Origin of the sequence: Chitinophaga jiangningensis, from assembly GCF_900142605.1 — a bacterium.
Classification (GTDB): Bacteria; Bacteroidota; Bacteroidia; order Chitinophagales; family Chitinophagaceae; genus Chitinophaga; species Chitinophaga jiangningensis.
Genome location: NZ_FRBL01000001.1, coordinates 722,852 through 735,798, shown reverse-complemented (window position 1 = coordinate 735,798; position 12,947 = coordinate 722,852). Strand labels below are relative to the sequence as shown.

7 protein-coding genes are annotated in these 12,947 nt (G+C 45.5%); 4 read left to right on the top strand and 3 right to left on the bottom strand.

What is annotated here, in order from left to right; all coding sequences use genetic code 11:
- Positions 1 to 5 precede the first annotated feature (5 nt).
- The 3 genes from BUB18_RS02965 to BUB18_RS02955 all read left to right on the top strand — a co-directional run bounded on the left by BUB18_RS02965 (position 6) and on the right by BUB18_RS02955 (position 7,593).
- On the top strand, positions 6 to 2,468 hold the full coding sequence (locus tag BUB18_RS02965) for a TonB-dependent receptor (RefSeq protein ID WP_073077851.1): 2,463 nt from the start codon (positions 6 to 8) through the stop codon (positions 2,466 to 2,468).
- A gap of 538 nt (positions 2,469 to 3,006) precedes the next feature.
- A complete protein-coding gene (locus BUB18_RS02960) occupies positions 3,007 to 6,111 on the top strand; it encodes a SusC/RagA family TonB-linked outer membrane protein (protein WP_083549299.1) in 3,105 nt (1,034 codons plus the stop codon).
- A 39-nt stretch (positions 6,112 to 6,150) separates the two neighbouring features.
- On the top strand, positions 6,151 to 7,593 hold the full coding sequence (locus BUB18_RS02955) for a RagB/SusD family nutrient uptake outer membrane protein (protein WP_083549296.1): 1,443 nt from the start codon (positions 6,151 to 6,153) through the stop codon (positions 7,591 to 7,593).
- A gap of 48 nt (positions 7,594 to 7,641) precedes the next feature.
- On the opposite strand, the gene BUB18_RS02950 is transcribed toward BUB18_RS02955, so the two are convergent.
- The 3 genes from BUB18_RS02950 to BUB18_RS02940 all read right to left on the bottom strand — a co-directional run bounded on the left by BUB18_RS02950 (position 7,642) and on the right by BUB18_RS02940 (position 10,632).
- The gene (locus BUB18_RS02950; protein WP_073077847.1) at positions 7,642 to 8,106 is read right to left on the bottom strand and encodes a hypothetical protein; all 465 of its coding nucleotides are present in this window, start codon (positions 8,104 to 8,106) and stop codon (positions 7,642 to 7,644) included.
- Between the two features lie 288 nt (positions 8,107 to 8,394).
- A complete protein-coding gene (locus BUB18_RS02945) occupies positions 8,395 to 8,835 on the bottom strand; it encodes a DUF983 domain-containing protein (RefSeq protein WP_073077845.1) in 441 nt (146 codons plus the stop codon).
- Positions 8,836 to 8,844: 9 nt separating this feature from the next.
- The gene (locus tag BUB18_RS02940) at positions 8,845 to 10,632 is read right to left on the bottom strand and encodes an ABC transporter ATP-binding protein (RefSeq protein ID WP_073077843.1); all 1,788 of its coding nucleotides are present in this window, start codon (positions 10,630 to 10,632) and stop codon (positions 8,845 to 8,847) included.
- Positions 10,633 to 10,773: 141 nt separating this feature from the next.
- Between BUB18_RS02940 and BUB18_RS02935 the strand changes: the two genes are divergently transcribed.
- Positions 10,774 to 12,903, top strand: a complete 2,130-nt coding sequence (locus BUB18_RS02935; protein WP_073077841.1) for an elongation factor G — start codon at positions 10,774 to 10,776, stop codon at positions 12,901 to 12,903.
- The last annotated feature ends 44 nt before the right edge of the window (positions 12,904 to 12,947 follow it).

Genomic DNA, 12,947 nt, shown 5'->3' with positions numbered 1-12,947 from the left:
TTGATATGCAATACCTGCGTGTATTTATGACCCGCTTTTCGGTGATAACGTTAACCATGCTTGCGTTATACTCCTTTGCCTATGCCGGCAACCCTAAAGATGAGTTGACCAACAACTCCCTCAGCGGAAAAATTACAGACAAAAACAATCATACTGCATTACCTGGGGCTACTATTTACCTGCCCGACCTGAAAGTAGGTGCCTCAGCGGATGCCAACGGTAACTACCGCATTAAAAATCTCCCGAAAGGAAAATTTTTGGTAGAACTCCACTATATAGGCTATGCTGCCTATACGGAAGTGATAAACATAGAAGGCGCTACCAACCATGATTTTGAACTTTCCGAAACGCTCATTGAAAAAAATGAAGTGGTGGTAACAGGCGTAAATATGGCTACCTCCGCCAAAAGTAACCCGGTGCCCATTAGCATCATCCGTAAAGATGACCTGGACCAGCACATCTCTACCAACATTATCGATGCTATTTCCAAAGTGCCCGGCGTGAGCCAGCTATCCACCGGTCCTGCTATCAGTAAGCCTTTCATCAGGGGACTTGGTTATAACCGCGTAGTAGTGGTAAGTGACGCTGTACGCCAGGAAGGACAACAGTGGGGAGATGAACACGGTATTGAAATAGATGATTATAACGTTAGCCGGATTGAAGTGCTCAAAGGTCCTGCATCACTCATGTATGGCTCGGATGCATTGGCCGGCGTGGTGAATATTATCACCCCTGCTCCTTTACCTGTAGGGAGAATTAAGGGTAACCTGGAAGCGAACTATATGTCTAACAACGGTACCATGGCTTATCATGCGGATATCGCCGGTAACCAGAGTGGGTTTAGCTGGAGCGCTTACATCACCCAAAAACAGGCACACGATTATAAAAATAAATATGACGATTACGTTTTCAATTCCCGCTATAATAACACGAACTACGGCGCCAGTATCGGTATTAATAAAAAATGGGGTTATTCACACCTGACCTTTACATCTTTCAATCAAAACCTCGGACTGGTAGAAGGAGAAAGAGATAGCGTAGGTGGCTTCATAAAACTGATCAACAACGGAGGGGTGGCCGAAGAAACTTCTGCAACGGATAGTGATAATAAGTCATACAGCATGAATGTGCCAAAACAAAAAATCGCTCACCAGAAGATTGTGTGGGATAATAGTTTGTACCTGGCCAATGGCGGGCGCCTGGCACTTACCCTTGGTTATCAGCTCAACCAGCGTAAAGAATACGGCGATGTGCTGGCACCAAACGATCCGGAATTATTCCTTGACCTGAAAACGTTTAACTATGGGCTCCGTTATTTCCTGCCGGAAATGAACGGCTGGCAAACTACAGTAGGGGTAAATGGTATGCAGCAAACCAACGCCAACAAAGGGGAAGAATACCTGATTCCGGCCTACGACCTGTTTGATATCGGCGGTTTTGCCGTAACCCGTAAATCATTCGGTAAGCTGACGCTGACGGGGGGTGCACGTTTTGATAACCGCTCGCTCAATTCCAAAGCGCTGTTCCTCGATGGAGATGGTAAGCCGGCCGCAAATGGTGAGGAACGTTTTACTGCTTTTAATAAAAACTTCAATAACGTTTCTGCCAGCGTAGGTATCAGCTATGCTGCCAGCGACCGTGTAACGCTAAAGGCCAATGCAGCCAGAGGCTTCCGCGCACCAAATATTGCAGAACTTTCTGCCAATGGGGTACACGAAGGCACGATCAAATACGAATATGGCAACACGGACCTGAAGCCGGAAGTAAGTACCCAGGCAGACATCGGGGTGGATTTTAACACCGAGCACGTGAGCCTTACCGCCAATATCTTCTATAACCATATCAACAACTTCATATATTCCCGTAAACTGTTTAACCAGGCTGGCAGTGATTCCATCCCGGTGGATAATAATGAAGAAGGTTATGCTGCCTTTAAATACCAGCAAACTACTGCGAATTTATACGGTGGTGAGTTGATGCTGGATATACATCCGCATCCGATCGATTGGCTGCATTTTGAAAATACGGTATCGTATGTACGTGGTATCGCAGCTAACGGTACCGACTCTACGAAGTATTTGCCCAATATTCCTGCGGGGAGATGGTTATCTGAACTAAAAGGTAAGTTCAGGAAAATCGGCAGTGGCGTATTGCAGAATGCATATGTGGGGGTGCAGATGGATATGAATTTTGCACAGCATAATATTTTCAGTGCATACGAAACGGAAACACCAACCAGTGCATTTACCTTGCTCAATGCAGGTTTCGGGTCTGACTTTGTAAATAGGAAGAACAGGACTTTATTTTCCCTGCATTTTGCAGTGAATAATATTACAGATGTGGCTTACCAGAGTAACCTGAGCCGGTTAAAATATGCGGATGTAAATCCGCTGACGGGTCGTGCAGGTGTATTTAACATGGGCCGTAATTTCAGTGTGAAGCTGGCAATTCCGATCGATTTTAAATAGGTATAAACAGTCAATTAGTTACACGCGGTTGTATCACATTTTTAAGTGGTACAACCGCGTGTTTTGTTTACAGCACTAGGATTTAACATATGAAAAATATAAATATCTGTAAATCTGATTGTTAAATTGAAAGATTAGGTGTTATCTTTATTTCCGATTACAAGCTGTGAGAATCTGAAATTATCCTCTTATGAAATAAGAGTTTTGAAATGTAATCAATGCCAAAGTCTGTAGAACGATAGTATAAAATATTAATAACCAAAATTTAAGTTGTTGTAGCAAATTCCCAGGAACAATATCAGAATTAACGCTGAGAGTTACTTGTGTGCCAACGTGAAATAAAGTTTTGCTTGTATTTATTCACCTTTTGCCCTGTTTATCGACAACGATAAATCGTAACCTAGCACATATTCTTAATTATCGCTTATGAATTGACGTATAACGTCAACGAATATACGTTTTTGCTTTTTGGAGCCTGACCGCTGTGCTGGTCACGGAATCCTATACCTTTTACTCAACCAATCTAAACTAAGCGCAAATGAGAAAAATTCTATTCGCATTGGTGGCATGTATGCTATTTACAGTGTCGCTTTTTGCCCAGAGAACAATCTCCGGGAGAGTGGTAGACAACGATGGGGAAATTCTCCCTGGCGTTTCTGTCCAGATTAAAGGCACACAACGTGGTAGTATCACGAATGCCAAAGGACAGTACACTCTGACAGTGCCGGAAAATGCTAAAACATTGATTTTTGCTTCTATCGGTTTTGCTACGCAGGAAATTGCCATCGGCAGTGATAATGTGATTGACGTTCGTATGCAAATGTCAGCACAATCACTGAATGAGGTGGAAATCAGAACGGGTTACTCTTCTATCAAACGTAACCAATATGTAGGTGCGGCTTCTATCCTTGGTAACAGACCAATGGATGCAACGCCAGTGGGTTCTCTGGATCAGGCCCTGCAAGGCCGTGTACCGGGTTTACAGGCAACCTCCGGTTCCGGACAACCTGGTGCAAGTACCAACGTTACTATTCGTGGTATTCAATCCATTGCCGGTGCAGGTGTACAGCCATTATATATCCTGGATGGAGTACCAATTTCTTCTGGTGATCTGGCCGCAATCAACCCTAATGATCTGGAGTCTATGACCGTATTGAAAGATGCAGCTGCTGCTGCCCTGTATGGTGCCCGTGGCGGTGTAGGCGTTGTTGTTATGACTTCCAAACGTGGTAAAGCCGGCGATAACGTTTTGACCTTCCGTACGCAACTGGGTACCACTGCTCCTGTAAAGTGGAAGAATATGAATATGATGAACTCGGCAGAAATGCTGAAGTACGAAGAAAGAAGCCAGTTTCCAGGTACAGCAGGCTGGGTTTATTCTCCAACAAACCCGGCTAACGCAAACCTTTCTGAGGCACAGAAAGCCAGGAATGCTGCCATTCTGGATAGTATGGGTAAAATCAATGTCGACTTCGCTGATCTTTTCTATCGCAAAGGTTTTTCACAGTCTTACGAACTCAACGCTTCAGGTGGTACTGAAAAATCAAGATACTACTGGTCTGGTCAGGTTTTTGACCAAAAAGGTACTATTGACGACTCTCGCCTGAAAAGATATGTAACCCGTTTCAATCTGGATCAGAACTTCGGTAAATTCAGCATGCGTCTGAATTCAAGCCTGGGCTATACAATCAGTGATTATTCTGATGGTGAATACTTGGGTAATAGTGCCAGAAACCCATTCCAGATTGTATGGAGAGCTAAAACTTATGAAAATCCTTACAAAGCGGATGGTACGCTGAACTATGGTACTACCACGCTTCTGGCACCTAAAGGTATTGCTAACGCGCTGGAAGCGATCAACGCTACCACCTATCGCGAAAAGCAGATTAAAATAAATACAGGCTTAGTACTCTCTTATAAAATTCTGCCTTCGCTGACTGCTTCTAATCAAATCGGTCTGGATGCATCTTCTAATTTTGCACAACGCTACGTAAGTGCAAACTCTTTCTATGGTACCACTATGGTTCAGCAGAAAGGGATGGATATCGAAGCTAACAGAGTAATCGCAAACATCATCAATACTTCCAGCCTGCAGTATGCCAATAGTTTCGGTAAACACAGTGTGGAAGCGGGTGCTTTCTTCGAGGTAATCAGAAACTGGCAACAGGGTAATGGTTTTTACCTGTATGCGCTTGATCCACGTTTAGAAATGACCGGTCAGGGTGCAGGTACAGTAATTACAGGTGGTGCAGCCAGCATTGCCCAGCAATCTTCCAGCGCTAAAACCGGTTACGGTATCAGGTCTTATTTTGCTAATGGCCGTTATACCTACAACGATAAATACACTATTAACGGTTTGATCAGACGTGATGGTACTTCCCGTATCTTAAATCCTTCCAATAAAGAAATCAGTACCTGGTCCGTGGGTGCATCCTGGAATGCCATCAAGGAAGACTTCCTCGGAGGTAGCAGAATTCTCACTGATCTGCGTGTAAGAGGTTCTTATGGTATCATTCCAAATATCGGTAGTATCAACACTACTAACTACACCATGTTTGGTGTTACGCCAACCAATGGTCTGCTGCCTGTGACCAACTATATGGGTAACCAATATGCTGGTTATGGTAGTGTTAGCAGCTTCCTTGGATCTTCTATATCTGGTATCCGTCCTACCGCACCTGGTAACGGTGATTTGACTATCGAGTCTATCAAAAAACTCAACGTTGGTTTCGATATCGCCCTGTTTGATCGTATCAGACTGAGTGCTGACTATTATAGGAACCTGACTGTAGATATGTTCGTAACTCAGCCACTGTCTTATACTACCGCATTTACCCAACTGGATATCAATGCTGGTAAAATGAGTAACCGCGGTCTGGAACTTCAGCTTTCCGGCGATGTGCTGAAAGGAAAAGAATATACATTAACGCTGGGCTGGACACACGCTATCAACAAAAACAACATCGAAGACCTGGGTCTCGTAAACGAGTATGTAGTAGGTACTTCTGTGATCAGAAAAGGCCTGCCTTACGGAACCCACTACACACCACATTACCTCGGTGCTGATCCACAAACCGGAAGGCCAATGTTCGAAGGTGCCGATGGTAAAACTGTATATGATGTGAGCGCTGCTCCAAACATGGCTACTTTCGGTACTTATTTGCCTAAACATGTGGGTGGCTTTACACTCGATGCACGTTACAAGGACTTTTCCATGTCTGCCCTGTTCTCTTACCAGTTTGATGTAGTAAGAAGTAACAACACCTACAACTGGATTTCCAGAGGTTCAGTAGGTTACCAGTCCTCCCTGAACGGTATTAAAGAATTGCTGACAGAAACATGGACCAAACCTGGCGACCAGAAATTTTTCCAGTCACCTAACTACGACAGAGGTTTCACCTCTTCTGACCTGATGGATGCGAAATTCCTTCGCTTCAGAAGTCTGCAGTTTGCCTACAATGTTCCTGCTATCAAACTCAAAGGCAATAAATTGATCAAAGGCGCGAAAATATATGCACAAGGCTTTAACCTGGCAGTATGGAGCCCATGGATAGGACAGGATCCGGAAGATAATAACAACATCAGTCTGAACGAGTATCCAAATCCGAAAAGTTGGACCGCTGGTATTGATATTACTTTCTAATCACCCGGAATGTAGTCTTTCCATTTAAACTGAATTACAATGAAACTGAGAAATATAATTTGCATATCGTTACTGCTGAGCACTACCTTAGGTTGCAAGAAAGTAATTGATATTAAGGAAACAGACATGGTGGGTGGGGACATTGCCCTCAAAACCGTCGATAACTGCGAAGCAGGTGTAATTGGAGCCTACGCTGAAGTGTCTACCAATATGGACATTCTGTTTAACGCACTGATGGCCGATGAAGTGAAAACTGCTGAGTTTTATAATCAGGCAACTGTACACGAATGGGCGTTTGGTGCGTCTGATGTGGTAATCAGGGATAACTTTACTGCGGTTACTTCCAATGGTAGAATTGCTGACAGGGTTAACCGTGTACTGGCTGCCCTGCCTAAAGCAGATTCATTAAAACCTTCTGATGGCCCATTACGCCTTAAACTGCAGGGAGAATGCTATTTCCTGCGTGCATGGTCACACTTCGAACTGTTCCGCTACTATTGCGATAACTATGGTTCAGGTAAATTAGGTATGCCTTACATGGAGAAATCTTCCCTGCAGCCACAGGCCCGTATTCCTTTGGACGAATACTTCAAAAAAATCAATGCTGACCTGGCTGCGGCCAAAGCGCTGGTACCAAATAATCTGGACGACAGAAACCGCATCAACCGTGCTACTGTTAGTGGCATGCAGGCACGTGTTGCCCTTTATATGAAAGACTGGGCTAACGCTGAAACTTACGCTACGGAGTATATCAGCCTGTTACCACTTGCTACAAAAGCCGAATTCCCTGGTATCTGGACCGATGCAAACAATGCCGAAGTATCTTACAAAATTGTTCGTACTACCGCATTGGATCGCCTGGGTAGCCTGTGGCGTAATACTTCTACCGCTCCCGGTGGTGTGCTCAATATCGGCCAAATTTCATGGACCGCCTCTGGTAAGGTCTTTAACGCTTACGATAAAACGAATGATGTGCGTTTTGCCGCTTACGTTATCGATGAGCCTGTATTGGTTGCTGCCAACCGTCCTTCTAAACTGATTAAAAAGTATGCGGGTTCAGCCTATGCTACGGCCAACGAAAACGTTAATAACGCTAAAGTTTTCCGTACAGGTGAAATGTACTTGATCCGTGCAGAAGCACGAGCAGAACTGAACAAGGTTTCCGGTGCCAACAGCGCCGAAAGTGACCTGAATGAGCTGCGTGCTGCCCGTATCACTGGTTACACAAATGTTACCCTCCCTGGTAAAGATCAGGCTATCGCCGCAATCATGGACGAACGTTTTAAAGAATTGGCATATGAAGGTCATCGCTTCTGGGATCTGAAAAGAAGAGGCCTGGGTGTGGACAGAAATGCGGACGATGCGCCAAATGCTGGTGCTGCTAAACTGGCCGCCGGTAACTTCCGCTTCCTGCTGCCTATCCCGCAAACCGAAATAAATGCTAACAAACTAATGGTTCAAAACGACGGTTACGCTAAGTAAACGCCTATACGAAATATAAAAAGCCGGGACTTCAAAGTCCCGGCTTTTTTATTTATGATGTATAAACGTTGGCACCGAATCCCTATATTCCAACTCCGGCAACTCCTTCGTGAAAAAATGATCCAGTAACACCGCCTTGTTATTCATAATACGGTAAGCCGTGAACTTAGTGCCCGCCAATAACGCCATAATCGTATCCCCGGCGTTGGTATACAAATAGTAGGAAGGCAAACTGTCAATTTTACGGATATAATTAATCAGGCGCTTCTGCTCCTTGCTGATCGTGATTGTTTGCATGGAGTCCTCCCCATTTGCTACCTTGATAAATATATTACCGGCAGTATATACGGTATTTGAGTCATCCGCACTGCCGGATTGTAACCTGAATTTTTGTGGATGAACCGTCTTCCCGCCCCGCTCGACCACTTTTGCGTCAGGTACCCTTTCAGGGCTGCTATTACAGGCCCAGCTGCAAAATCCAATGATCGCCAGTTGAAAACATATCCTTTTCATTACTATTCTGATTTTAAACGAACGCCGCAAATTTGGTTTTGACCGTAAAAATGAAACTTCCACCACTGATACATTTATTTGTTTAAATAAATGTGGATTTCGTAGTTTAGCACCGCATTTTCATGGTAGGTATCAGAGGAAACAAACCTGCCGCACTTAATACCTACATTTCCCTTAAGACACACTTGAAGTTATTGCCTCTATAAATTCTTCTGACCACCATTGGTTCAGATTTTGGTTGAAAAAGATAGGGGCTGTTTTCACAGCCCCAAATATCTTCAACAATAGCTAATCTTTATGGCGGTGGAATCTCTCCAGCTTTGCCGTATCATCATCGTAATAAACAAAGAAATATAGGTAAATCGCCCGGGAAAGCCGCATCAGCCACGGTTGCAACAACACCAGCAACACCCCGTTTATGCCCAGCCAGATGAAAATACTGTTGTCCCTCCAGCTGATACCAAAAAATACCGCATACCAGATCAGGTTAAACACACTGAAAGCCACCGATAATGCATAACTCACATAGCCCGTCCCAAACCAGAATCCGGTTTCCAATTCATATTGCTGACCACATACAGGGCAGTTTTCATACATATTGAAGATCTTCGAGAACTTCACATGAAACGGGTTCTGATCCTTAAACATCGGCCCTTTTCTACATCTGGGGCACTTCATGGTTAACATGCTCCAGAAATAGTTCGGACGTTGCGGCTTATTTGTACTCATGGCGCAAATTTAACTAATTACTTCTGTTTCAAACTTCCTTTCTCCAATCTGCTGACGCCACATAGCGTAATACAGTCCCTTTTCCTCCAACAACTCCGCATGGCGTCCGGTTTCAACAATCCGGCCTTTTTCCAGTACAAATATCCTGTCGGCATGCATGATGGTCGACAAACGGTGTGCAATCATCACAGTTATATGCTGACGCGCAGCAGTAATGTCCCGGACCGTCCTCGTAATTTCCTCCTCTGTGATGGAGTCCAGCGCCGAAGTTGCCTCATCGAATACCATCAGTCGTGGCCGGCGAAGCAGCGCCCTGGCTATCGACAGCCTTTGCTTCTCCCCACCGGAAATTTTTATCCCCCCTTCTCCGATGACTGTTTCCAGTCCCTTATCGGCTCTCGCCAGCAGCGAATAACAGGAAGCCTTGTCCAGCGCATCCATCACCTCCGCATCGCTGGCGCCCGGATTCACAAACAGCAGGTTCTCCTTGATAGTACCGGCAAATAACTGGGTATCCTGGGTTACAAAGCCCACCTGGTGGCGGAGCCCTTCCATGTCTACCTCGTTCGACTCTACGCCGTTATATAAAATATGCCCTTCGTTAGGTTTGTATAACCCCACCAGCAGCTTCACCAGCGTGGTTTTACCCGACCCTGAAGGCCCCACAAACGCAATGGTTTCGCCCAGCTTGGCACTGAAGTTCACCTTATCCAGTGCCTTCGTTTGCGCCGTCAGATGCTGGAAGCCTACCTCGCGGAACTCCAGCTGGTCAATATGAGTGATGCTCACAGGATTGGCTGGCAGCTCTTCCACCGGCGTATCCAGTATCTGCTGGAAGTTTTGCAGAGATACCTGTGCTTCCCGGTAATTGAGTATGATATTGCCTAACTCCTGCAACGGGCCAAAAATAAAGAAGGAATACAGCTGGAGAGACATCAGCTGACCTATGCTAACAATATCACGGTAGATATAAAACAACAGCAGGAAAAGGATCGCAGAACGCATCAGGTTCACAAAGGTACCCTGCACAAAGCTGATACTGCGGATGCTCCTTACCTTCTTTAATTCCAGCATCAGAATTTTCAGCGTAGTACTGTTTAATCGCCTGATTTCCTGGTTGGTTAACCCCAGACTCTTCACGAGTTCAATGTTGCGGAGCGATTCGGTAGTGCTCCCCGCCAGCGCAGTAGTTTCCTTTACAATGGTGCGCTGGATCACCTTTATCTTCTTACTCAAAATATTCATGAGTATACCCAGTAAAACACTGCCTATCAGGTAAACAAACGGCAGCGTCCAATGCACATAGGCCGCATAAATAATCACGAAAATGACCCCAATCAGCGAAACAAATAATACGTTCACAAAAGAGGTAATGAATTTCTCGCAGTCTGTTCTTACTTTTTGTAAGATGGCTAACGTCTCGCCGCTACGCTGGTCCTCAAACTGCTGGTAGGGCAGGCGAAGGGAATGCTTCAGCCCATCTGTATATACCTGCGCACCAAACTTTTGTACAATCACATTTACAAAATAATCCTGAAATGCCTTCGCAATCCTGGATACCATGGCAACGCCTATGGATGCAAGCAGCAATAATATCACTCCCGTGATATAACCGCTCTCGCTGCGGAATATACTGCCATCAGCTGTTGTACTTTTAGGATGCGAGGCAAACTTGTCAATGATACGACCAAAGATGTAAGGGTCCATCAGCGAAAAGAGCTGGTTGACAGTCGCCAGCAGCATAGCCCAGAAGCAAAGCCATTTGTATTTACTCAAATATTGAAGTAGTAGTTTCATAATCCTGTTTCCTTATCATTTATATATCGAAATATATCGAAGTAGCAAAGGTACTATATGTTATAACACAGTAGGTTTCGCATTGACCAAAAATGACTAACTTAATATAGAAGTTCTTTATAAGCTCATAAATCTCCACATATGAAAACGTATGATGAAAAACACGTCAAAAACATCGTACTGTTGGGCGCTGCCAAGAGTGGAAAAACCACCCTTTCCGAAACAATGCTGTTTGAAGCAGGCATCGTCTCTAAACGCGGTACAGTAGAGGAAAAAAATACGGTTTCTGATTACCACGAAATCGAATACGAACGTGGTAACTCCGTATACGCCACCTCCATGCACACGGAATGGCGCGATTACAAAATTAATGTAATCGACACCCCCGGCCTGGAAGACTTTATCGGCGAAGTCATAGCCTCCATACGCGTATGCGACACTGCCGTATTACTGCTCAATGCCCAATACGGTGTAGAAATAGGCACCGAACTCATATGGGACTACGTAGATAAATACCGTAAACCCACTATATTGGCAGTCAATCAGTTAGATACAGAGCAAGCCAATTTTACCAAAACCCTGGAGGAGGCACGGCAAGCCCTGGGAAACGCAGTCACCATCATGCAATATCCCGTTAACCAAGGCCCCGGATTCAATGCCATCATCGATCTCCTCAAAATGACCATGTACCGTTTCCCCAAAAACGGTGGAAAACCCGAAAAACTCCCCATCCCCGATAACGAACAGGAACAAGCCAGCAAACTCCACAACGAACTCGTTGAAAAAGCCGCCGAAAACGATGATACCCTCATGGAACAATACTTCGAAAAAGGAAACCTCGACGAAGATGAACTCCGCGAAGGCCTCAAAATAGGTATGCTCAAACACCAGATCTTCCCTGTGTTCTGCCTGTCCGCTAAAAATGATATGGGCAGCGGGCGACTCATGGGCTTCATCGATAACGTAGCCCCCTCCGCTATCGATATGCCCGCAGAAACCACCGAAGATGGTACCGCCGTGCCATGTGATCCCGCCGGCCCCGCCTGCCTCTTCGTATTTAAAACCTTGCAGGAGCCACATGTAGGGCGACTCACCTTCTTCAAAGTGATGTCAGGCGAAATCAAACCCGGTATGGAACTTATCAACGAAAAAGGAAATACCACCGAAAGAATCAGCCAGCTCTTCATCGCCGATGGAAAAAACCGCAATAATGTGGATAAACTCCGTGCCGGCGATATCGGCTGTACACTCAAACTGAAAAACACACTTACCAATCATACCCTCTGTGATAAAAGCTTTCCGGGACAAATAACCCCCATCGACTTCCCCGGACCCAAAGTACGTGTAGCCATCGAAGCTAAAAACAAAGCTGACGACGAAAAACTCAGCGAAGTGCTCGCCGAAATCCACATGGAAGATCCTACCCTGGAAGTAGAGTTCAACCGCGAACTCAAACAGGTGATCCTCCATGGCCAGGGCGACCTCCACCTCCTGGTTACCAAATGGAGGCTCGAAAATATTTACAAAATGCAGGTGGAATTTCTGCCGGCAAAAATCCCGTACCGCGAAACCATCCAGAAGCCGGCATTGGCATCTTACCGGCATAAAAAACAATCTGGTGGCGCCGGACAGTTTGGTGAAGTATATATTAAAATTGAACCCTGGTTCGAAGGTATGCCGCCGCTGAAAGAATATCCCGTGCGCGACACAGAAGAAATCCCACTCTCCTGGGGAGGCAAGCTGGTATTCAACAACTGTATCGTGGGTGGCGCCATAGACGCACGTTTCCTGCCCTCCATCCTCAAAGGTATCATGGAGAAAATGCAGGAAGGGCCCCTCACCGGCTCCTACGTACGCGATATTCGTGTAAGCGTGTACGATGGTAAAATGCACCCGGTGGATAGTAACGATATCTCTTTCAAAATCGCCGGTATGATGGCTTTCAGAGATGCTTTCCATCAGGCTGCCCCGCAGCTGCTGGAACCGGTATTCGAGCTCGAAGCCACCGCCCCGGACTTCATGATGGGCGATGTAATGAGTGAATTACAAAGTCGCCGCAGCATAATAACTGGCATGGATACACTAAATGGCTACCAGGTAATCAAAGCACGTACGCCGCAGGCTGAACTGGATAAGCTCTTCGCGGCACTGCGCAATGTAACACAGGGCAAAGCCAAGCTCCGCTCCAACTTCGCAGACTATGCACCAGTACCCCCTGAAGTGCAGAAAAAACTCAGCGAAGAATACCGGAAAACAGAAACAGTTGCCTGATTGCAAAACAAGCAATGTGTATAACCTACCGGTTATACTAAAGA